Source organism: Acinetobacter sp. AG1 (genome assembly GCF_001005525.1).
Taxonomy (GTDB): Bacteria; Pseudomonadota; Gammaproteobacteria; order Pseudomonadales; family Moraxellaceae; genus Acinetobacter; species Acinetobacter modestus.
On record NZ_LBMZ01000090.1, the window covers coordinates 1 to 21,929 of the forward strand.

Annotated in this window: 20 protein-coding genes and 1 pseudogene; 9 read left to right on the forward strand and 12 right to left on the reverse strand. The window is 38.9% G+C overall.

Going from position 1 to position 21,929, the window contains the following annotated elements; genetic code table 11:
- Positions 1–275: 275 nt before the first annotated feature.
- From AAV96_RS03480 to AAV96_RS03495, 4 genes are all read right to left on the reverse strand, one after another.
- Positions 276–830 carry a peptidylprolyl isomerase gene (locus AAV96_RS03480; protein WP_046738348.1) on the reverse strand — a complete coding sequence of 185 codons (555 nt, stop codon included), beginning with the start codon at positions 828–830 and terminating at the stop codon, positions 276–278.
- Positions 831–967: 137 nt separating this feature from the next.
- Positions 968–2,038: an alpha/beta hydrolase gene (locus AAV96_RS03485; protein WP_205625865.1), complete on the reverse strand. Its 1,071-nt coding sequence runs from the start codon at positions 2,036–2,038 to the stop codon at positions 968–970.
- A 561-nt stretch (positions 2,039–2,599) separates the two neighbouring features.
- On the reverse strand, positions 2,600–2,842 hold the full coding sequence (locus AAV96_RS03490) for a hypothetical protein (RefSeq protein ID WP_004660486.1): 243 nt from the start codon (positions 2,840–2,842) through the stop codon (positions 2,600–2,602).
- 390 nt (positions 2,843–3,232) lie between these two features.
- Positions 3,233–4,087: an MBL fold metallo-hydrolase gene (locus AAV96_RS03495; protein WP_046738350.1), complete on the reverse strand. Its 855-nt coding sequence runs from the start codon at positions 4,085–4,087 to the stop codon at positions 3,233–3,235.
- Between the two features lie 107 nt (positions 4,088–4,194).
- Between AAV96_RS03495 and AAV96_RS03500 the strand changes: the two are divergent.
- The 3 genes and pseudogenes from AAV96_RS03500 to dnaK all read left to right on the forward strand — a co-directional run bounded on the left by AAV96_RS03500 (position 4,195) and on the right by dnaK (position 7,888).
- Positions 4,195–5,153 (forward strand): annotated as a pseudogene (locus AAV96_RS03500) (LysR family transcriptional regulator).
- 95 nt (positions 5,154–5,248) lie between these two features.
- Positions 5,249–5,794, forward strand: coding sequence for a nucleotide exchange factor GrpE (gene grpE, locus AAV96_RS03505; RefSeq protein WP_046738352.1), 546 nt, complete (start codon positions 5,249–5,251; stop codon positions 5,792–5,794).
- A gap of 150 nt (positions 5,795–5,944) precedes the next feature.
- On the forward strand, positions 5,945–7,888 hold the full coding sequence (gene dnaK / locus AAV96_RS03510; RefSeq protein ID WP_005219015.1) for a molecular chaperone DnaK: 1,944 nt from the start codon (positions 5,945–5,947) through the stop codon (positions 7,886–7,888).
- A gap of 47 nt (positions 7,889–7,935) precedes the next feature.
- On the opposite strand, the gene AAV96_RS03515 is transcribed toward dnaK, so the two are convergent.
- Positions 7,936–8,820, reverse strand: coding sequence for an MBL fold metallo-hydrolase (locus AAV96_RS03515; RefSeq protein WP_046738353.1), 885 nt, complete (start codon positions 8,818–8,820; stop codon positions 7,936–7,938).
- 197 nt (positions 8,821–9,017) lie between these two features.
- On the opposite strand from AAV96_RS03515, the gene AAV96_RS03520 reads away from it, so the two are divergent.
- From AAV96_RS03520 to AAV96_RS03540, 5 genes are all read left to right on the forward strand, one after another.
- Complete coding sequence (locus AAV96_RS03520; protein ID WP_046738354.1) at positions 9,018–9,434, forward strand: hypothetical protein; 417 nt, start codon at positions 9,018–9,020, stop codon at positions 9,432–9,434.
- A complete protein-coding gene (locus AAV96_RS03525; protein WP_046738355.1) occupies positions 9,431–10,339 on the forward strand; it encodes a matrixin family metalloprotease in 909 nt (302 codons plus the stop codon). The genes AAV96_RS03520 and AAV96_RS03525 overlap by 4 nt, the downstream gene beginning before the upstream one ends.
- Before the next feature lie 372 nt (positions 10,340–10,711).
- Positions 10,712–11,671, forward strand: coding sequence for a matrixin family metalloprotease (locus AAV96_RS03530; protein ID WP_046738356.1), 960 nt, complete (start codon positions 10,712–10,714; stop codon positions 11,669–11,671).
- A gap of 310 nt (positions 11,672–11,981) precedes the next feature.
- Entirely contained in the window at positions 11,982–12,887 is a 906-nt protein-coding gene (locus AAV96_RS03535) for a matrixin family metalloprotease (RefSeq protein WP_046738357.1), read from the forward strand.
- 120 nt (positions 12,888–13,007) lie between these two features.
- On the forward strand, positions 13,008–13,391 hold the full coding sequence (locus tag AAV96_RS03540) for a hypothetical protein (protein ID WP_152630147.1): 384 nt from the start codon (positions 13,008–13,010) through the stop codon (positions 13,389–13,391).
- 48 nt (positions 13,392–13,439) lie between these two features.
- On the opposite strand, the gene AAV96_RS03545 is transcribed toward AAV96_RS03540, so the two are convergent.
- The 4 genes from AAV96_RS03545 to AAV96_RS03560 all read right to left on the reverse strand — a co-directional run bounded on the left by AAV96_RS03545 (position 13,440) and on the right by AAV96_RS03560 (position 17,454).
- Positions 13,440–14,735 (reverse strand): lytic murein transglycosylase, encoded by a 1,296-nt coding sequence (locus AAV96_RS03545; RefSeq protein ID WP_046738358.1) that lies wholly within the window; start codon positions 14,733–14,735, stop codon positions 13,440–13,442.
- A 633-nt stretch (positions 14,736–15,368) separates the two neighbouring features.
- Positions 15,369–16,490, reverse strand: coding sequence for a 5-(carboxyamino)imidazole ribonucleotide synthase (locus AAV96_RS03550; protein WP_046738359.1), 1,122 nt, complete (start codon positions 16,488–16,490; stop codon positions 15,369–15,371).
- Positions 16,491–16,501: 11 nt separating this feature from the next.
- The gene (gene purE, locus AAV96_RS03555) at positions 16,502–17,014 is read right to left on the reverse strand and encodes a 5-(carboxyamino)imidazole ribonucleotide mutase (RefSeq protein ID WP_046738360.1); all 513 of its coding nucleotides are present in this window, start codon (positions 17,012–17,014) and stop codon (positions 16,502–16,504) included.
- Between the two features lie 140 nt (positions 17,015–17,154).
- Complete coding sequence (locus AAV96_RS03560) at positions 17,155–17,454, reverse strand: DMT family protein (protein WP_046738361.1); 300 nt, start codon at positions 17,452–17,454, stop codon at positions 17,155–17,157.
- Positions 17,455–17,719: 265 nt separating this feature from the next.
- Here AAV96_RS03560 and mpl point away from each other — a divergent pair, with 265 nt between their 5' ends.
- Positions 17,720–19,081 (forward strand): UDP-N-acetylmuramate:L-alanyl-gamma-D-glutamyl-meso-diaminopimelate ligase, encoded by a 1,362-nt coding sequence (gene mpl, locus AAV96_RS03565; RefSeq protein WP_046738362.1) that lies wholly within the window; start codon positions 17,720–17,722, stop codon positions 19,079–19,081.
- Between the two features lie 265 nt (positions 19,082–19,346).
- Here mpl and AAV96_RS03570 read toward each other — a convergent pair whose 3' ends face one another.
- Genes AAV96_RS03570 through AAV96_RS03580 form a run of 3 tightly spaced genes read right to left on the reverse strand, consistent with a single transcriptional unit; the run spans position 19,347 to position 21,923 of the window.
- A complete protein-coding gene (locus tag AAV96_RS03570) occupies positions 19,347–20,090 on the reverse strand; it encodes an SDR family oxidoreductase (protein WP_046738363.1) in 744 nt (247 codons plus the stop codon).
- Between the two features lie 16 nt (positions 20,091–20,106).
- Positions 20,107–20,805: a histidine phosphatase family protein gene (locus AAV96_RS03575; protein WP_046738364.1), complete on the reverse strand. Its 699-nt coding sequence runs from the start codon at positions 20,803–20,805 to the stop codon at positions 20,107–20,109.
- Positions 20,802–21,923, reverse strand: coding sequence for a phosphotransferase family protein (locus AAV96_RS03580; protein ID WP_046738365.1), 1,122 nt, complete (start codon positions 21,921–21,923; stop codon positions 20,802–20,804). Before AAV96_RS03580 ends, AAV96_RS03575 begins: the two co-directional genes overlap by 4 nt.
- Between the last annotated feature and the right edge of the window lie 6 nt (positions 21,924–21,929).

The window sequence follows — 21,929 nt, forward strand, 5'->3', positions numbered from 1 at the left end:
CTTCTATTCTCTTAATGATCTCTTCACTACCTCATCAGTAGCAAATCAACGCAATAAATATTCAACAACTTAACCAGTAAAGCTAAGTTATTTTTGCTTCATCGCGTCGGGATGTGTGCATTATAGGAGATTTTTTTTGGTGCGCAAGCTTTTTTAAGCTCTTGTTTTATCAAGTGTTCTTTTTTTACACATCAATATGCATGCAATTTCACCACTATAGCTATAAGTAGTTAATTTTAAAGCAGAAATATTTAAAAATATTTCTGCTTTAATTTTTACTTCTTGTTCTTTATCTGAACACTAATGATTTTAATCGGCTGTTTAGGGACATTTTGGTGCATTCCATAGTTACCTGTAGGAACACTAACAATCTTATCAACGATTTCCATACCTTTTGTTACTTTACCAAATACAGCATAACCCGCATCCATAGATGATTTATTCAAAAAGTTATTATCAGCGACATTGATAAAAAATTGACTGGTAGCCGAATTAGGGTCGCTAGTACGAGCCATTGCCAACGTACCGCGGGTATTTTTTAGGCCATTGCTTGCTTCATTAATAATTGGAGCTTTAGTTACCTTCTCAATCATATTGACATCCATCCCCCCGCCTTGAATCATAAATCCTGGGATGACTCGATGAAAAATAGTTCCAGCATAAAAGTTGCTTTTTACATAGCCTTCAAAATTTTTTGCTGATACAGGTGCTTTATCGTTAAAAAGTTCAATTTCAATATTTCCCATACTGGTTTTCATATCAACCATTGTGTTGGCAAATAAATGGCTGCTTACTAATACTAGACTGGTTGTCATCAACAACTTTTTCATGATTGCTTTTCTCTGATTTTAACGAGTGATTTGTTGTACTTCACAATATTAGTTTTACAAATTTATTTTTGCTATTTCTATTTGTTATCTACAAATAAAAAAAACCTATGTTCCACGTGAAACATAGGCTGATTAATTTAATTGTGTTTATCCCAAAACTTTCTGAAGTTTTTAGCGATTTCGATTGTATTGCGTTTAGCTTTACTCGAAATCGGTGTGAGATTAATAAATCCATGCGTTTGATCTGGATAATCTACATAATGCACCTTAACACCATTTTGTCTTAGTTTATGGCTATAAATCTCACCTTCATCATGTAATAAATCATGCCCTGCTGTTGCCACAAATGCTGGAGCTAGTTTTTTAAGGCTTCCATACGTAGGTGAGATTAATGGATCATCTAAAGCAACTTGATGCTGTGTTGAATAATATTTAGTGACGTAATCTACATCTTTACTGGTTAACACCAGACCCTGACCATAGGCATAAAAAGAAGGATGTCTACTTTTAAAATCTACAACAGGATAAAACAACAACTGAGCTTGTGGCGCATATGATTTACCAACCGCATGCTGTGCAACCACAGTACTAATATTTCCTCCTGCACTATCTCCAGCAACAGCGATACGATTTTTATAAATTTTTAGCTGACGACGATTTTGATACACCCATGCTAATGCGTCATCACAAGATTTAATGAGTAACTGCGGAGATGCTTCTGGTGCAAGCGGATAATCGATACTCAGAACTTGTACTTTTGCGTACTTAGCAATGAGGCGACAGGCTTCATCATGCGTATCTAAACCACCAACGACAAAACCACCACCGTGATAGAACACGATCATCGGTAATTTTTTATTAGGTGCAGGATGATAATGTCTCGCGAAAACAGTGCCACTTTGTAAAGGTAGACGTATATCTTCTACCGATTCTATAGAAGTCGATTTATTTAAAATCGCTAACATTTGTGTATCAAATTGACGGCGAGACTCGATCGGATCATCTCCAATAAAACCAACACGCCCTTGTTTAATTTGAACTGCCATTAAGCATTTTGTAAAAGCATCCAAATCTGGATATTGATATGGGTAGCCTAAAACTTTCGCCAATGATTCTTGTACAATCTTAGGCAGCTTATCCAGCGCTCGTGCAGCAGGACCTTGTCCTTTATCTAAAATCGTTTGAATTTTTTGAGGTAATGCTGACACGTTCTTCCCCTTTTTCGCTCTGTCCATAGTTCTTGTTCATATCGACTATATGCTGTTATAAAGTCGTAGATCAAGATAAAGAATTCAAAATCATGCTGTAACCTAAATGGCTTATCTTAAAAAGTCATTAACCATTTTGCTAATCACTACTTGCCTTTTATGCCAATAGCCAAGCTCAAGCACAGATAAAAGAGGTATTTTCTGATTTTTTAATATTTCTAATCAAAAGACATTTAATAAAAAACGCAGCTTACGTTCAGATCTTTTCATTGTTCAATCTATTCATTAGTTTGATCGATATTTATCGAATAGATAGTAGACGAACATTCTAATCACTTTATGGTCTTATCATTTGTTCGTTTATTCATATTTGCTTTAGAAAAGACAAACACAAAGAAATTTAATTGCCCAAAAACTAAAAACGAGAATCAAAGGCTTGACTCTCGTTTTTCAATTCTTAAATCATGAATCAGGTTTAACACATCATATATAGCAGTATATGTAAAGATTAGGGATTGGCATCGGTATCCTAATCTATCGTGCTATGAACCTAAATCCAATTTATTGTCCTGATGCATCTGTACCAGCAGATCCAGAAACAGAACCTGAAACACCAGCTGAAGCTCCATTCGGTTGAACATCAACAGATGTACCTGCTTGCACGCCTACTCCGCCTTGTACATTCGCTGGACTTGCGCTCGTTTGAGCCGAACCAGAAGCATCCAAACCTGCTTGTGTCGAACAACCTACGGCTGTGAATGCAACACCTGATACAACCATTGAGATTAAGGCTAACTTTTTCATTGTATATTTCCTTTCATTATGACGAAAAGCAAAGTTATCTTTGCGTTGCCTATCATTCACAATTTTTTTATGTATCGTGATGTGGATTAGTTGCCGTTTGTTATTTATGCAGCATGTTTTTGCAATTTTTATTAAATCAATTCAATGCAGGATTCACACTTTTTTATTATTTTAAAAGTTCAGTTAAATGATTCTCTATTCAAAAGTTTTACTTGTATTCGCATCATGATTGCATCAGAAAAGCATGATCATCTTCATTTTTTATAATTTATAAAAACATTATCAAACCCTACTACAAACTTACATTGTAATTTACTTCTAAAAATTCGGAGTTTAGAAAAATAAAAACCGTGACTTCTCATCACGGTTCTTCAATTCATTTATTAGGTTTTAAGGCCACTGCATCTCGCCTTTAACCACTTTAGCGCCCAACTCTAGGCTGCTTGACTCGCCTAAGGTTGGATACTGTTTTTGCATAATTGCAATTAATTCAGCTGAATTTTTACTGGTTTTTACCGCTTTCTCATATTGCTTTAAATAGTCGATTGAAAAATTCACTGCATCAAGACCTTCAGCAGCACCAGCTTTCATATGCGCAGGCACAACTACTTGTGGATTTAAGGCCTTGATATTTTCTAAAGTTTGTACCACTTCTGTACGATCTTTCACTGTTGCGGTATCCGCAGTCCAAAGATGAATACCTGATGACACTGGAATACCACCAACAACCGCTTTGGCACTCGGAATCCATAAATAAGTCAGTTCTTTTTTACCTTTGATTTCGATATTTTCATTTTCTAATTTGAAGGTTTTAGCCGTATACACTTGCGGAACAATAATCTTGTTCGGTGCATTGGCTCCCATTTTCGGCCCCCAATACGCGACTTTCAACGCTTGCGTATCCTGAATATGTTTCACCGTTTCAGGTGTCGCAATGATTTGTACATTCGGGAAGTACTGTTTAAATACATCTAAGCCAAAATAGAAATCTGGGTCGCCATAACTGACAAAAATGGTTTTTAATGTTTTTCCGCTATCTAAAATGTCAGCGGCGATACGCAATGCTTCCGATTTAGAAAATTGAGCATTCACCAATAACACTTCTTTATCACCCTCAATCAGGGTTGAAGTCACACCGAAGTGCTCAGGTTGAGCCAAAAAGTTTTGGATTTTTAAATCTTGTGCAAAAGCAGCAGATGTTGCTGCTAAAGTTGATAAAGCAATAATATAAGGTTTGGTATTCATCTTATCGTCTCCAATTTGATAAAGAACACTTTAAATTGCAATTATTGCTGAATAAACACTCTAAACTAAGATAAAATGTTGCATATCTTGCAACAATGATAATAACGATGGACACATTAAAAGCCATTCAAGTCTTTGTTTGTATTGCGCATCAAGGCAATCTCAGTAAAGCTGCTGAACATCTCGACTATTCTAAAGCGATGGTCTCTCGTTACTTAGACCATCTCGAACAAACCTTTTCGACACGGCTGTTTCAACGCAATACCCGAAAAGTATCGCTCACGCCTGCTGGTGAAAAAGCGTTGGTCTATTGTGAAAATATTTTACAACAGCAACAACTATTAGAAGGCTTAGCCGCGCCAGAACAGCACAGCGGCACCATCCGTTTTACCTGTGGCTTATTTTTATTTCAGCTTGGCGTGAATGAATGTATTAAGCAATTTAAAAAACGCTATCCCCAGATTCATTTTGATGTCTATTTAACGGAGAATACTGTCGACCTCATGGATGCTCAGGTTGATCTGGCACTGCGTATTACCCAGAAAGTTGCAGATGGGCTGATTGCCCGACCAGTTTGTCAAATCGAATCCATCTTTTGTGCACATCCGCATTATTTACAAGATCACACTCCCCTGTTACATCCCAGTCAACTCATTCAACATGAATGCATAGCCCATCACACACATAACCAGTACTGGACCTTGTTTGATACAGATCAGCAACCGCAGAACTACCCATTAAATGTTACGTTTAAGAGCAATGATGTGATTGCGCTTTATCAAATGTGTCTTAAAGCCCAAGGGATTGCCATGTTGCCAACATTACTGGTGCGTAAGGATATTGCGCAACAGCGTTTGCAACAGGTATTTCCGGATTTTGCTGCACCCGATCTGACCTTGTCCTTAGTCTATGCATCTAGACAGCATTTACCCAAAATCACCCAAGAATTTATTGCTTTTGTCATCGAAAACTTAAATTTTTACTTAAATCAGCAAAATTAAAAGATTTAAATCGACCTGAACGCTTGAATTTTGTCGGCTTGCCCATACTTCATCCCTATCTATGAATGACCAAGATGTGGCAGTTCGGGTTTAACCCTATGAGCATTCACGCCAAAAAGGACTGTACATGTTTAAGAACCTTTTTCAACGGAGATCATCAATGGCTAATGAGCACAATGAGCAAGCTCAAGACATTCAAAATGAGCAACAGACTGAACAAACTCAAGCTGAAGGTGTAGAGCAGGCAAACGAGCTTAGCGTTGAAGATTTACAAGCGCAAATCACCAAACTCGAAGAAAGCTTGAAACTAGAAAAAGCACGTACTGCCAATGCTGTTTATGAAGCGCAGAAGAGTGTCGAGCGTATTCAACGCGAATCTGAAAAGCACAAAGAGACCGTGCTAGAAAAATTTGCAAAAGAATTACTGGATTCTGTCGATAACCTTGAACGTGCAATTCAAGCAGCTGGCGAAGAACAAACACCTGTGCTTGAAGGTATCAAGCTGACCCTGAAATCATTACTGACCACACTGGAAAAATTTGGCGTGCATGAAGCGGATACCCAAAATGGCTTCAATGCAGATCTACACCAAGCGGTTGGCATCGATCCAACGGCTCAAGCCAATCAAATTGGTGCTGTTTTACAGAAAGGATATACCTTAAATGGTCGTTTACTTCGCCCAGCGATGGTGATGGTGGGTCAATAATCTACAGAGCAAAGTATTTATTTGCTCAAAAGTGCAGAATTTTGAGAGTTTTTTGATTTTTTTTCATAAAAATGCTTGAAAAAAACTGATTGACTCTCATATCGAATAACAAGCAAAACATTGCAACAAAATTTTAGAGGAACATCCCAAATGGCAAAAATTATTGGTATTGACTTAGGTACTACCAACTCATGTGTTGCTGTACTTGAAGGCGATAAAGTAAAAGTAATCGAAAACGCTGAAGGCGCACGTACAACTCCATCGATCATCGCTTATAAAGATGGCGAGATCTTAGTAGGTCAAAGTGCTAAGCGTCAGGCAGTAACTAATCCAAAAAATACATTATTCGCAATCAAGCGTTTAATCGGTCGTCGTTATGAAGATCAAGCGGTACAAAAAGATATCGGTCTTGTACCTTATAAAATCATCAAAGCAGACAATGGCGATGCTTGGGTTGAAGTAAACGATAAAAAATTAGCACCTCAACAGATCTCTGCTGAAATCTTGAAAAAGATGAAGAAAACTGCAGAAGACTATTTAGGTGAAACCGTTACTGAAGCGGTGATCACCGTTCCTGCTTACTTTAACGATGCGCAACGTCAAGCAACTAAAGATGCAGGTAAAATTGCAGGTCTTGATGTTAAACGTATCATTAACGAACCAACTGCTGCGGCACTTGCGTTCGGTATGGACAAAAAAGAAGGCGATCGTAAAATCGCGGTTTATGACTTAGGTGGTGGTACATTCGACGTATCAATCATTGAAATCGCAGATCTTGATGGCGACCAACAAATCGAAGTGTTATCAACCAATGGTGATACGTTCCTTGGTGGTGAAGACTTTGATAACGCGTTAATTGAATTCTTGGTTGAAGAGTTCAAGAAAGAACAAAGTGTGAACTTGAAAAATGATCCACTTGCGTTACAACGTCTGAAAGAAGCTGCTGAAAAAGCAAAAATCGAGCTTTCTTCATCAAATGCAACTGAAATCAACCTTCCATATATCACCGCTGATGCGACTGGTCCTAAACACTTAGTGATCAACGTAACACGTGCAAAACTTGAAGGTTTGGTTGCTGATTTAGTTGCTCGTACAATTGAGCCTTGCCGTATTGCGCTTAAAGATGCTGGTCTTTCGACTTCTGACATCTCTGACGTAATTTTAGTTGGTGGTCAGTCTCGTATGCCACTTGTACAACAAAAAGTACAAGAGTTCTTTGGTAAAGAGCCACGTAAAGACGTGAACCCTGACGAAGCAGTTGCGATTGGTGCAGCGATTCAAGGTGCGGTATTGTCTGGTGACAAAACTGACGTACTTTTATTAGACGTAACACCGTTAACACTTGGTATCGAAACCATGGGTGGCGTATTAACAGCGATTATTGAGAAAAACACGACGATTCCTGCAAAGAAATCACAAGTATTCTCTACAGCTGCTGACAACCAACCTGCAGTAGACATTTCGGTTTACCAAGGTGAACGTAAAATGGCTCAACAAAACAAATTGTTGGGTAACTTCCAATTAGGCGATATCCCACCTGCTCCACGTGGCGTACCGCAAATTGAAGTATCGTTCGACATCAACGCTGACGGTATTTTGAAAGTATCGGCTAAAGATAAGAGCACTGGTAAAGAGCAATCAATCCAGATTAAAGCAAACTCAGGTTTGTCTGATGCTGAAATCGAAGCAATGATTAAAGATGCTGAAGCGAATGCTGAAGAAGACCGTAAATTTGAAGAGTTAGCGAAAGCGCGTAACGAAGCGGATGCTTTAGTCTCTAGCTCTAACAAAGCAGTTAAAGATCTAGGTGACAAAGTCACTGAAGATGAGAAAACTGCGATCGCTACTGCGGTTTCTGAGCTTGAAGCAGCAACGAAAGAAAATGATGTTGAAGACATCAAAGCGAAAACTGAGGCTTTACAAAACATCTTGATGCCGATCACTCAACGTGCTTATGAACAAGCACAAGGTGCTGGCGGCGCAGAAGGTTTTGATCCAAATGCATTCCAAGGTGGTGATGCGGGTCAACAACAAAAAGCGGACGATGGCGTTGTAGATGCTGAGTTCACTGAAGTAAAAGATGACAAAAAATAATTTGTCTCTTTAGAAAAGACCGCGCGAAAGCGCGGTTTTTTTATATTTTAAGATGAATTATTTTGCTCAAAATAAAGTTCGCCCAAAATCGGCATAAACAAAGGCACTACGCCACAAGCCTTAATTTCTTCCATAAACTCAGCAATATTCACCCCTGGTAACAACTGAGGAACTGCATCAATCGGTGTCACCATGCTATCCCAATGACATGGAATAATGTATTTCGGTTTCAGTAGTCGAACCACATCTTTGACATAGTTCGGACGATATTTCCGTCCAATTGCACATAGACAGACAATATCTGCCTGCCTACCCTGTAATTCTTGTTCAATAAAATCGGCTGAATCAATGTGTACAACGCTAAGCTGCCCCGTATTAATCCACCAGTTAAACACCTGCCCATGTCGCAAATGATGAAATTTCGGTGGATAAGGTGGTGGTGTGGTCATATCTCCCGGCAATGGAATGCGACCAAACAAGGCCTTACCATGAATTGATGGCAAGCCAACAACTTGCCATTGACCACAATCGATTATTTCTCGTCCCTTTGTTTCAAGCATTTGCGATTCAGACAAGCCTGCTGATCGTCCATACATTAAGGTTGCTTGAGAACCAATTAAACGTGCTCCGGTTTGCTTACAAACCTCAGGTGCATCTAAAATGTGATCATAATGAGCATGCCCAATCAATACATCATCTGCATTTGGTATATGTTGTCTGACTAATTCAGAATCACTCAATAAAGGCTGAGTAAACGTTTGAGTTAAGTTTGGACGACTGATAAAAGGATCAAGCACAACTGTACGATGCTGATCAGAAAGAATGAATCCCGCTGTCCCCAAATATTTGATTTTTAAATTTCCAGCTTTTGCCGCAGCTGGTGAATTAGCCGTCCATGCAGTTTCAGGTGCTTTAAGTAAATATTTCAGCATGCATATTCCTTTGCATTTTATGTATTGATTGGTATTTGATCAAAGTCCCGTAAATATGGCAGCTGTAGACATGAATAACAAGTAATAGCCAAAATTCGAGCGCATTCAATTGTAATCAATCAAGTAATATCAATTTGATACAGCTAAAATATTGTATGTATAATCTAAAGCATTAGAACATCACATTATTTATAAAAATGAAAACTGCCCCCATTATCACCAAAACCAAATTTAGAGGAATGCTTATTTCATCTCTAATCTGTGTCTTTATCAGCACAATCTTTGATGCATATGATGAAACGACTATCTCGATAAATGAGGCTTTATCAACAGATCCGCAAAACTGGGAGTTAGCCATCACCAGCATTCTGTTTATTGGTATGGTTGCTGTATTGATAGGTCTATTCGCATTCAAAGAATGGGCAAGAAAATTATATGTTTATAGCTTTTTCCCTATCTTATTCATTTATCTCTTACCAAGCTATTCTTGGACATATATATCAGGTCTAGGTGCGATTTTTTATGAAATAAGTAGTATTCTATCTACATTGGTCTTTGGAATTTTAGTACTACCTAGCCTCTACCAACCTCTATTTTCCAAAAATAACGAATGAAGCTCTTTCTAATTATTGCATTGCTAATCTTTATCTTCTGGTCGGGTTATCAAACCCGCCAACACCCTCAACTTAAATTTAACTCGCTGACAGATCGCATCGCTAATCCACTAGATACACGCCTACGTTATCGAATCGCTGAGGTAGATCCTCGTTTTAAACTCAGTATTGAACAAGTACAAGAAATCAGCCAACAAGCAACTCAAATTTGGAAAGATGGTACAGGTCAAGATTATTTTGTTTATGATCCGAATGCCCAGCTTGCAATTCATCTCATTTACGATGAACGCCAACAAGAAAGTGAACAACGCCGAGAACATATAACTCAACTCGAAGCGAATCAACAGGTATGGAAAGATAAAAAACAGCAATTAGATCAAATTGAACAAGAAATTATGCGGAGTAAGCAATTTTTAGATTTAAAACAAGAACAACTCAATCAACAAATTCAGCAATATAATCAAGAGCAGCTTTCTGCTCAACACAACCAATCTTCATCTGGGAATTCGACATATTTTCAGCAGAGACAGCAAGAGCTACAAAGTAATATTGAGTTAGTGCAACAAGAAGTTAATCAATACAATCAAAGAATTACTCAATTAAATCAAAAAATAGATGAACTTAATTCACTGGATCAACAACTAGATGCTTCAGTCAAACAATATAAACAACGCTTTCAACCACATTTATTTCATAAAGGCTTATTTAATGGAAAACAAATTTTAATCTATGAGTTTGAATCAGATAACGATTTACGATTAACACTAGCACATGAACTAGGACACGCACTTGGTTTACAACATGCAAACAGCCCTCAAGCTTTAATGTATCCTATTATGAAAGATCAAGAGATGGACAATTTCCATCTCACTCAGGCTGACCGTGATTTATTATTAACAAGATAGCCTTTTATGGCTGAATGAGCATTAGATTTTAGAAAATGGCGATGGACCTTAAATGTCATAAATGACCAATTTTTAACTTAAAAGTAAAAAAATTCCTCATTTTCAAAAATATTTACAAAAGTTAACAATAGGGTGATTTTTTGTCGTCTTTTTAGGAAATCTCCATTAGTTTATATTTAATACTTTGATATTTTTCGACTTAAGATTAAAAAACAAACAAATATTTTTCTTTTCCATTGTGTAAATTATTCGATTTAATTTTTTATTTATTAGAAAAAAATCACACTTTTTATCTATATTTATTAAATGTATAGCGTTTTGACGAAACCTAGAGATTGCTTAAAAATAAGCTTTATTTAGGAGAAATTGCTCATGCGCTATCATCATTTCGCTTTTTTTGCTGCGTGTTTATGCATGGGAATTTCTAATCTCTCTTACGCACAAAGCAGCTCAGTCAATAACAATATCCACTCACATGAGTTGATAAAAGCTCCACTACATTATCGTATTGCTGACATTGATCCACGATTTAATTTAGATACTCAACAGGTACTTGAGTTGACCCAACAAGCAGCTAAAATTTGGGAAAAAGAAACAGGTCAACAGCACTTTATTTACGATCCCCAAGCAGAATTTACGATCAATTTGGTTTTTGATGAACGTCAGCAACGTAGTGCTGAACGTGTTCAAAACTTAGATCAACTCAAACAACAACAAGGTCAATGGGAACAACAAAATCAACAATTACAGCAGTTCAAAGATGAAGTGCAAAAAACAACCAGTCTAATTGCCAGTAAACAATCTCAGCTTACAGCACAATTTCAACAGTACAATGTTGACGTACAACGCTTTAATCAAATGCGTTCATCATCGAAAGAATTAGCGGAGCAATTAAGCCAACGCCAAAAAGCATTACAGCAACAATCTGCTATGCTACAACAAGAGATTCAAGTTCATAATCAAAAAACTCAGCAACTGAATCGAGATATTCAAAAACTCAATCAAAATAATAAGCAGCTTGTGGCATCAGCTCATCAATTTAATCAAACATTTCAGCCACGTTTGTTTCATAAAGGGCATTTCAATGGTAAACAGATTTATATTTACGAGTTTTCATCTAAAAATGATCTACGTTTGACGCTCGCACATGAGTTTGGTCATGCACTTGGGCTAGAGCATACCAATGATCCAACATCGCTGATGTATCCAATTATTCAGCAGCAAAATCTTGAAAAACTTTCACTAACTGAAGTAGACCGAGATCTTGTTCGAACACTGACACCATCTTCCTCAGCAAATGATTTGACAATGTCAGTTTCTGACAAAAACTGATCATTTGGTATATTTATTTGCATTAAATGAAATTTATTTATGTGAAATAGAATGTATTTTATTATGTTCTATTTCATCTTATTTAATTTAGACATTGAAAGAAATGATTAAATTTAAACCACTGTAATCCGACCTATTGTCTAATATTTTATAGAAAAAATAGTATATTAAAGTTCATTTATTCTCGTCTATTTTGATAATTTTTTCATCCAAACCTGAAACTAAAACTAGTATAAAACAGCTTTTTGGTAATTTGACTACAAATTAAATTTGATTAAAATGCGACCTTTTTCAACATTTATCTTTCGTTATGCACCCGTTCTCCCTTGTTTTGGCTACATGCTTTTTCATGATAGCTTCAGCAACTGCTTTCGCTCAAATTTCAGCAAACTTAAGCAAAAATCCGATTGCATACAGTAGCAATAATCCCCTGCACTATCGCATCGCAAGCTTAGATCCTCGCTTAAATATAAGTTCGCAACAAATGATCGAACTATCTAAACAAGCTGCTGCGATCTGGGAAAAAGATACAGGTCAAAAGTATTTTGTTTACGACCCTAAAGCGGAGTTAGTCATTCATTTAGTGTTTGATCAACGTCAAGTTCGTAGTATGAAACGCTCAGAGAATCTATACATATTGGAGCAGAAGCAACAAATCTGGTTAAATCAAAATCAACAACTTCAAAATATAAGAGAAAATTTAGCGCAGTCAGCAACGCAACTCGAATTGCAAAAAATTGAGTACCAAAGTAATACTGCGAAATACCAGAAAACGTTGCAAAAATTAGAAACCTCACGCTTGCAAAAAAGTCTAATGATGACTCTTCAACAGCAACAACAACTGTTAAAACAACAATCTGCTGACTTACAGAATCAGATTGAACAGCATAATTTGTTGGTTCAACAACTGAATAGTGAAGTAGAAAAATCCAAACAGCTACATCAACAGTTAAATGAATCTGTTGCAGCATTTAATCAAAACTTTAAACCACAAGTCATACATAAAGGTCAATTTGATGGAAAACAGATTTTTATTTATGAGTTTTCATCACTTGATGATTTACGCCTCACTCTTGCACATGAGTTTGGACATGCACTAGGTTTAAAGCATACCAAAGATCCAAAATCACTGATGTATCCAAGAATCAAGGAGCAAGATGCGAAGAACTTTCAACTCGCAGATGTCGATCTGGAACTACTAGGCTTTTCTCGTTAAGTATCTGTTATAAGAATATGAGAAATCTATAAGCTGATGTTTTTAAAAAGATCGTAACAATGAGTCGATTCTTTTGATTTATTCATGTTATTGTGGTGTCAAAACATCATCTTAGTCTTAATGGAGATCAGCATGAGTTATTATCATATCCTCATTGAAGTGAATGACCACATCAGTACGATTGAACAGACTCGTGATATTGAAATCTTAGATATTCAGGATCTTAGTCCGTATCTTCATTCTATTTTGATCCCCTATTTCAATGAACATGAATTAGAGTTTGAAGATGAGAATCTTACTTATAATGAAGTTCTACATCTCGAAGTTAAACAAACGCTATTGCCAATTGAACACCTGATTGAAGAAGAACAAAAACAACTACCTAGCGATACAGATGTGACCATTACTGCTTACGAGATTTTTAATGATCGTGATTTAAGCCAAGATGTCACTGCGGTAATTTTTGATATTTTAGAAGCCATAAAATTAGATGCTGCACCCTAAATAAAATAAGGTCTGCGTTTAAGCAGACCTTATTTTATTTAAATATACTTATTGCATCATTTGTTTTGCTTGTTCTTGCCTAAATGCACGTAAAATTTGTTGACCAGCACGACCTGTAGGATTCAAGCCTAAGCGTGTTTGCTCTTGGCGAATGGCTTGACGACTTTTGTCTCCAATCAATCCATCCACCACACCAATATCATAACCTCGCTTGACCAAAAACTGCTGAATTTCGCGACGCTCTGCTCGAGAAGTCCCTGCATCATCCGTTGGCCAAGATGTTAAAAATGCTGTACCACCACGTAAACGATCAGATAAATGAGCGATCGCTAAGCCATAACTTTCAGCAGCGTTATAGCTATAAATTGCATCAAAGTTTTTAAAGACCAAAAATATTGGGCCATTTGCGCCCGCAGGTGAAATCAATCCAGCAGGCGTACTTCCCGATAGATTACCCTGAATTAAAGCTGTGCCATCTGCACGCGTCACACCTTGTGCAATCCAACTATTCAAAGATTTTTTATTGCGACGACTTTCTCCTGCAATTGACATTCCTTGAGGAATTTTGATTTCAAAACCCCACGGCATACCTGTTTGCCACCCTGCTTGCTTTAAAAAGTTAGCCGTCGAAGCTAATGCATCTGCTGTACTTGAAACCAAATCACGTCGACCATCACCATCAAAATCTACTGCTAAGCGCTCGTAGGTCGATGGCATAAATTGAGTATGTCCAAACGCACCTGCCCATGAGCCATAGAGTTGGTCTTGGTTTAAATCACCACGCTGTAAGATTCGCATTGCTGCAAAAAATTCACCTCGGAAATAACTTTGACGGCGTCCCTCACAACTTAAAGTGCCTAATGCTTGTAATAAAGCATATTTACCTGAAATATCGCCATAGTTACTTTCCACACCCCACACCGCCACTACAGTTTCTGCCGGTACACCATAAGCCTGTTCAACTCGATTTAAAACAGCACGATGTTGAGCAAGTTTCTGCTTACCTGCTTGGACACGCTCATCATCAACCAAACCTGATAAATAGTCCCAAATTGCAGTAGAAAATTCAGGTTGATAATTCAATTTGTCTATGACCGAATAATCTGGTTTTAAATTCTGCGTATAACGATCATAGCTTGATGCTGAAACACCAGAAGCAATTGCTTGTGAGCGTAAATTTGCTAAGCAGCCTTGAAAATCTGAAGTTGAAGTATATGTACTCGTGTTTTGAATGGCAGTTGAGGATGAGGAAAATGTTGCACCATTAATCACAAGCTCAGCATGTGCCTGACTAAAAAACGTAAAAAAGGCAGTGCCTAGAAAAAAAGAAAAATAATGTTTCATGAGTTAACCAAAATATTTGAATTCAAATTTCCATATCACCTTAACATGCTGTTTGAATATGTATCGTTTGGAAACGTAACTTTGAATTCATTTATTGTTTTTAAATTTAAAACCTGAACTTTTAAATTCATAATTCCTCCATCGTTTTAAATTTAAAAGTTATCAACACCACTCTTTTAAATTCAAAACAAGCATCAATCATTATCTGTATTTTGAATTTAAAAAATAACTTCATATCGATCATGTTCTTTGAATTCAAAAATAGATGCTTCATTTAAATTTATTCCAATTTACTAAAACAGCTTTAATCTACACATTATTTCTTATATTTCATAAAATTAAGATCAAAAATAGATACCCACAATCTCAAAATTTAAATTCAAAACACAGTAACACCTTTAGTTTTAAATTTAAAAACTGCATGTTTTTGAATTTAAACTACAACTCTCAATAACCAACCATAGTTTAAATTCAAATTTTTCACACTATTTTAAATTCAAAAGCCCAGCTTAAAGTTATCCACAGCACACCAAAAATGGTATAGCGCATTTTTGAATTTAAAACTTTAAATTTAAAATAATAGACGATAAAAAAGCGACCCGAAGATCGCTTTTTTAGCTATTGTGGATAAGTTTAGAGGTTCATATCCGCTGTTAATGCCAATGGCACAGGTAAAATCTGAGCTAATTGGCGGCATAACACAGTCAATTCGTCACTATTGTTTGGCATCAAAGTAATATGACCAAGCTTACGACCAGCACGCTCAGACTTATTATAAAGATGTAAATGCGCACCTTTGAGTGCTAAAACATCTTCTGATTTAGGGTGTTGACCAATGATATTGATCATCACTGTTGGACGCACAACATCTGTTGCTCCAAGCGGCAAGCCTGCTACGGCACGAATATGATTTTCAAACTGCGAGCAAATCGCACCTTCAATCGACCAATGTCCTGAATTATGAACACGACATGCCATTTCATTCGCATAAAGCCCTTGTTCGGTCACGAATAATTCAAGCGTAAGCACACCCACATAATTAAGATGATTCAACAACCGAGTAATATAGTCTTGTGCAACTGGCTGTAAATCTGTGCTATTTGGTGCAGGAACAATCGAGTGAGAGAGAATACCATTGTGATGATGGTTTTCGGCGAGTGCCCATGTTTTGACATCACCATCTTGACCACGTACCGCAATAATCGATACTTCACGGCTGAATTTCACAAAGCTTTCAGCGATTAAACTTTTTGCAGGCCCTAATTCAGTCCAAGCTGTATCAATTTGATCTTCAGAACGTAATACAAACTGACCTTTACCATCGTAGCCGCCTGTTACGGTTTTTAATACGATAGGTAGTCCTAATTCAGTTACCGCTTGTTTTAAGCTGTCCAAGCTGTCCACAGCACGATACGGTGCAATTGGGATATCAAGTTCGTCAAACAAACTTTTTTCTGCCAAGCGATTTTGTGCCGTCGCCAAGGCAAGGCGAGGAGGGTGTAGTGTTTTGGTTTGGGTCAAAACATCCACATCGGCAACAGGTGTATTTTCAAATTCAAGGCTGAATACATCGGCACTTGCGATGAAATCTTGTAGTGCTTCTGGATTTTTACTTGAAAATACAGGACCTAAAATAGCTGCTGGGCAGTCTGTTTCGGCTTCGAAAAAGCTACATTGAATATTGAGTGGTAAAGCTGCTTGCGCCATCATGCGGCCAAGCTGTCCACCACCAAAAATACCGATGGTTTTATTCATGATTGGCCCCGTTATACTTGACCAGGAATGTTATTGTTCGATACTTTTTCCGTTTGAGCTGTGCGGAAATCAGCCACATTTTTAGCAATATCTAGGCGGGTTAAACCTAGAATTTGCGCTGCAAGAATTGCCGCATTGGTTGCACCAGCCTGACCAATAGCCAAAGTACCTACCGCAATACCCGCTGGCATTTGTACAATCGAAAGCAATGAATCTACACCATTTAAAATTGAAGATTTAACAGGCACGCCAAGCACAGGCAAATCAGTTTTAGCAGCACACATCCCAGGTAAATGTGCAGCGCCACCAGCACCCGCAATAATTACCTGAATACCACGATCGCGTGCTGTTTCAGCATATTCAAATAAACGATCTGGCGTACGGTGCGCAGAAACCACCTCAGCTTCAAAAGGAACACCCAATTGTTTGAGCATATTAGCGGTATGTTCAAGGGTTGCCCAATCTGATTGAGAACCCATGATAATTCCGACTAAAGGTTGGCTATCTGTTGCGACCGCATTCATTGGCTTTTCCAAAACATGATAAAAATATAAAGAGAAGTATCTCGACTTACGCCAAGCACGAAGGAATAAATTGGCAAATATTATAGCGGTTTTTTCAAACATCCCCAACCACAGAACGCATTAACGGCTTTCTTGAAAAATTAGGTTTGATTACGAAAAACAAAATAAACACATCCCATCAAACAAAGCATAGCCCAGACATAATCCAACTTGAATGGTTGTTTAAACAGAAAAACCATAAAGGGAACAAATACCATGAGTGTAACCACCTCTTGGGTGATCTTCATTTCCCCCAAACTCCAACCCTGTTGATTTAATAACTTAGTCGCAGGAATCATAAAACTATATTCCAGCAGGGCTATACACCAGCTAAACAGGATTGCTTGCCAAAGCGGTGCATCATGCAAAATCTTCAGATGCCCATACCATGCCATAGTCATAAAACAGTTAGAAATGATCAACAAACATAATGCTAAAAGTGTAGGGCTCAATCGTATGTCCTTTTATAAAAATAAGGGCTGAATCATTTGCATTTGACTACACCAGCATAACGTTAAAATCACTTCATTTTAAGTTAATAACTACAACGAATTTTGACTATCTTTTCAATGTCAGCCTTGCTATCGTTGCGATTGATTTTTATTGATAACGACAATCATACACACGAGTTCCGTGCTGTATGCAAAGCAGTGGAGAAGGCGCGTTATGCATCTGCATATTTTGGGTATTTGTGGCACATTTATGGGGTCTTTGGCTCTACTCGCACGAGATTTAGGACACAAAGTCACAGGCTCAGATGCCAATGTTTATCCACCGATGTCAACTCAACTGGAAAATGCAGGTATTGAATTGATGCAGGGCTATGACCGTAGCCACTTGCAACCGCATCCTGATCTTGTGATTGTCGGCAATGCCATGAAACGTGGTATTGATGCGATTGAATACATGCTGAATGAAGGTCTGCCTTATATTTCTGGCCCACAATTCTTGGCAGACCATGTGCTCCAAGGCAAACATGTGCTTGGTGTCGCAGGTACACATGGTAAAACCACCACCACCACCATGCTGGCTTGGGTGCTTGATCAAGCAGGCCTAAATCCGGGTTTTTTGATTGGCGGTGTACCGCTAGGTTTTAGTGAAAGCGCACGTTTAGGTGGCGGTCAATATTTCTGTGTAGAAGCAGATGAATATGATTCTGCTTTCTTCGATAAGCGTTCTAAGTTCGTTCACTATCACCCTAAAACTGCGATTTTAAACAACCTCGAATTTGACCACGCCGACATTTTTGATGATCTCGCTGCGATTCAGAAACAGTTCCACCATTTAGTACGTACCATTCCGAGTGAAGGTCGTATTATTGCACCAATTACTGAAACCAATATTGATGAAGTACTAGAACAAGGCTGTTGGACGCCTGTAGTGCGTACCAGTCTTGAGCCAAATGACCAAGCCGCTTTATCTGCTGAGTTGATCAGTGCCGATGGCAGTCACTTTAAAGTACTTGAACACGGCAAAGTGGTTGGTGAAGTGAAGTGGAACATGACAGGGCAACATAGTGTTGCCAATGCATTGGCAACGATTGCGGCTGCACAACACGTTGGTGTCAGCCTTGAACAGGCATGTGAAGCCTTATCCAACTTCGGTGGCGTGAAACGCCGTATGGAGCTGTTAGGTACCGTGCGTGGCATCGAAGTCTATGATGACTTTGCCCATCACCCAACGGCAATTGAAACCACACTCGATGGCGCACGTAAACGTCTAGGCGAACGTAAGTTGTGGGCGATCATTGAACCACGTTCTAACACCATGCGTATGGGTAGCCATAAAGATGGTTTAGCACACTCTGCACGTTTGGCCGATGAAGTGATTTGGTATCAACCAGAGGGCTTGGATTGGGATTTACAACCCGTGATCTCTGCGTCATCAAACAAGGCTGAAGTCAGCCGTTCTTTAGATGACATCATTGCCCGTGTGGTGAATGAAGCAGGTGAGGGCGATGCTGTGGTGATCATGTCGAATGGCGGTTTTGGTGGTTTACACCAAAAGTTAATTACAGCTTTGTCGTAATTAACTTGAGCCATTAAATCTGATACGCGTAAACGTCATCCACAACCTGCGTGATATTAGCAAAATGCTGTTTCTGCGAAGCATAAATTAAATGCAAGAAGTGAACAGGTTTTGTGGGTGACAATGGTTTTGCCTACTTTTCCCGAAAGAAAAGTAGGTCGAGCCTGAACAAAGTTGAAATATATTTCAACTGAAGTGCAAGACGTAGTGGCTTCGTCTAAAATTAAAATGAGATCACAGTAAGACTCCGCTATAACCATTTAAATCAACTCAGTTTATTCACCAATTTCAACGGCAAAATCTTCATAGCAATCCCCATTGGCAACCACGGCCACTGCGGCACATAAGCCTTCACAGGTTCCTTCTCAATGGCTTTGACCAAAGCCTTACAACCCGTTTTCTCATCCACCTCAAATGGTAACTTCTTCGCACCCTCATTCAACTCAGTTCGAATATAACCTGGGAAAATCGTTGAGACTTTAATTGGTGTGCCCAACAACTCCGCACGAATGCCCTCTGCCAAATGCGCTACCGCTGCTTTACTAGCGGCATAAGCCGATAAATGCTTTGGTAAACCACGCATCGCACTCATGGATGAAATCACCACCAAATGACCTTTGTTTTGCGCTCTAAAGATTTCAACTGCCGCTTCACATTGCGCCAAGGCAGAAATAAAATTGGTTTCCGCCGTAGCACGATTCACTTCAAAATGACCTTTACCAATACGACGACCATCACCCACACCTGCATTGACAATAATTCGGTCAATGCTGCCGAATTCTTGCTGAAAGGCTTTAAACACAGTAAACACATCATCGTAATGGGTCACATCAAGGATCTTAATCTTGACCTGAATTGAGAACTGGCTTTGCAACTGCTGTTGTAACGCTTCCAGACGCTCTAAACGTCGTGCGCAAAGTGCCAAATTGTAGCCCTTGGCTGCGAATTCACGCGCCATACCTGCGCCTAAGCCCGAACTTGCACCTGTAATTAAAATCGTTTTTGCCATGCCTGCCACCTATTTTTTAAATCCATGTTAAAAGTTCAGCATCACGCGCTTTTAAATAATGATGCTCATTAAAACTGAGTAATTGCAAACGACCATCGGTCCAACGCAAGGTAGTAATACTGGCATTGGCAATTGACCAGTTCAGTGCAAAAATCTGTTTGGCATCCAAACCTAATACCTTGCCAACCGCCACAGAAATGACACCGCCAGAACTGAATACCACGGCTTGACGCTGCTGGGTTGCATCAATGTGCTGACATAACAGCTGTAAGGCATTTTCTACCCGAGACTGAAAACCCAACCAGGTTTCATGATATTCATGGTCATATTGTTCTCCAATCCAACGATCAATCGCCCCATCAAAAATTTTGGCAAGGTAAGCACGTGGATTGGCCACCAATTCAACATCCTGCTTCAATAATTCAGGCTGATTAAAACGCGGTTCGTATTGTGCAAATACATGTTGGTGATCAAACTCATTCCATGCCGATTCGGTTTGAATCGCTGCATCATGAAAGCTTTGTGATAAAGCCAATTGCGCCGTCTGCTGATGACGTTGCATCGAACCAGCCACGACCAATGGCGTATGTTTCAGGGTTTGCTTAAAAAAATCACCCACCACCTGCGCTTGCTGTTCACCTTTGGCTGAAAGCTGATCATAACTTGCTGCACCAAATGACGCTTGCCCATGTCGCACCAAATAGATTGTGCTCATCGTTTTAGAATATCCCCTAGTTTTGCAGCATATTCAGGTAGCAGTTGCTGTGCTTGCTGATTATCTTGAGCAATCAGTTTTAAGGCCCGAATATGCAGCGCATGAATCATAATCCAAAAATCCTTAAAGGCTGGATTATCAGTTTGTTGATGGTAATAACGATAATAGATCTGTTGAGCAATCACGGCTAAACGGAATAAACCAAACACTTCATAAAATGCCCAGTTGTCAGGTTGCAAACCTGTTTTCTCCAGATAATAATCGACCACTTGCTGACGGGTCAGCATGCCTTTTAAATTGGTCGGTTGGCGACGACTGGATTTCATCAAAGCATCATCATCTTCCTGAATCCAGTAGGCAAGGGCGCTGCCCAAATCCATCAATGGATCGCCTAGTGTCGCCATTTCCCAATCCAATACACCAATCACCTGAGTCGGTTGTTGTGGATCTAAAATGACATTATCAAAACGCCAGTCATTATGAATGACGCAGGTTTTAGTATCGGTTGGGATATGTTCCAGCAACCACTGGCGCACAAAAGCAAAATCGGGAACATTCGGTGTTAAGGCTTTGGCATAACGCGCATCCCAACCTTCAACCTGACGGCGGCAATAGCCATCACCTTTACCCAGTTTTTCCAGCTCAGTACCTTGATACGGTACTTGATGCAACTCAATCAGCTTATCCAGCACATTCAAACACAGCTGTTGAGCCTGTTGCTCATCCAGTTGTAATTCTTTGGGTAAATTGGCGCGTGGAATAATGCCCTCAATCCGTTTCATGACATAGAAATCACAGCCAATTACACTGTTATCCTGACACAGTGCCAGCATTTCAGGCAGGACAGGGTAAAACGGTGCAAGATATTTCTGAACGTTATATTCACGTGCCATATCATGTGCCGATTTGGCCTTAGTGCCTTTGGGTGGACGGCGCAAAATCAGATCAGCATTGTCATACTGTAAACGATAAGTCCAATTGGATGCACCACCCGAGTATTGAGTGACTTGTGCCTGTCCTTGTAGCGCCACACCCTGATTTTTTAACCATCTTTCCACTGCCGCTAGATCGAGTTCCTCACCATGACGAACCTGACCACCCACATCAATCACTGCCATTTTCTT

What these genes read in the sequence shown, in the direction of transcription:
- AAV96_RS03480 (WP_046738348.1), bottom strand. Translation starts at nt 830, where the DNA reads ATGAAAAAGTTGTTGATGACAACCAGTCTAGTATTAGTAAGCAGCCAT.
- AAV96_RS03490 (WP_004660486.1), bottom strand. Translation starts at nt 2,842, where the DNA reads ATGAAAAAGTTAGCCTTAATCTCAATGGTTGTATCAGGTGTTGCATTC.
- AAV96_RS03495 (WP_046738350.1), bottom strand. Translation starts at nt 4,087, where the DNA reads ATGAATACCAAACCTTATATTATTGCTTTATCAACTTTAGCAGCAACA.
- grpE (WP_046738352.1), top strand. Translation starts at nt 5,249, where the DNA reads ATGGCTAATGAGCACAATGAGCAAGCTCAAGACATTCAAAATGAGCAA.
- dnaK (WP_005219015.1), top strand. Translation starts at nt 5,945, where the DNA reads ATGGCAAAAATTATTGGTATTGACTTAGGTACTACCAACTCATGTGTT.
- AAV96_RS03515 (WP_046738353.1), bottom strand. Translation starts at nt 8,820, where the DNA reads ATGCTGAAATATTTACTTAAAGCACCTGAAACTGCATGGACGGCTAAT.
- AAV96_RS03520 (WP_046738354.1), top strand. Translation starts at nt 9,018, where the DNA reads ATGAAAACTGCCCCCATTATCACCAAAACCAAATTTAGAGGAATGCTT.
- AAV96_RS03525 (WP_046738355.1), top strand. Translation starts at nt 9,431, where the DNA reads ATGAAGCTCTTTCTAATTATTGCATTGCTAATCTTTATCTTCTGGTCG.
- AAV96_RS03530 (WP_046738356.1), top strand. Translation starts at nt 10,712, where the DNA reads ATGCGCTATCATCATTTCGCTTTTTTTGCTGCGTGTTTATGCATGGGA.
- AAV96_RS03535 (WP_046738357.1), top strand. Translation starts at nt 11,982, where the DNA reads ATGCACCCGTTCTCCCTTGTTTTGGCTACATGCTTTTTCATGATAGCT.
- AAV96_RS03540 (WP_152630147.1), top strand. Translation starts at nt 13,008, where the DNA reads ATGGAGATCAGCATGAGTTATTATCATATCCTCATTGAAGTGAATGAC.
- AAV96_RS03545 (WP_046738358.1), bottom strand. Translation starts at nt 14,735, where the DNA reads ATGAAACATTATTTTTCTTTTTTTCTAGGCACTGCCTTTTTTACGTTT.
- AAV96_RS03550 (WP_046738359.1), bottom strand. Translation starts at nt 16,490, where the DNA reads ATGAATAAAACCATCGGTATTTTTGGTGGTGGACAGCTTGGCCGCATG.
- purE (WP_046738360.1), bottom strand. Translation starts at nt 17,014, where the DNA reads ATGAATGCGGTCGCAACAGATAGCCAACCTTTAGTCGGAATTATCATG.
- AAV96_RS03560 (WP_046738361.1), bottom strand. Translation starts at nt 17,454, where the DNA reads ATGACTATGGCATGGTATGGGCATCTGAAGATTTTGCATGATGCACCG.
- mpl (WP_046738362.1), top strand. Translation starts at nt 17,720, where the DNA reads ATGCATCTGCATATTTTGGGTATTTGTGGCACATTTATGGGGTCTTTG.
- AAV96_RS03570 (WP_046738363.1), bottom strand. Translation starts at nt 20,090, where the DNA reads ATGGCAAAAACGATTTTAATTACAGGTGCAAGTTCGGGCTTAGGCGCA.
- AAV96_RS03575 (WP_046738364.1), bottom strand. Translation starts at nt 20,805, where the DNA reads ATGAGCACAATCTATTTGGTGCGACATGGGCAAGCGTCATTTGGTGCA.
- AAV96_RS03580 (WP_046738365.1), bottom strand. Translation starts at nt 21,923, where the DNA reads ATGGCAGTGATTGATGTGGGTGGTCAGGTTCGTCATGGTGAGGAACTC.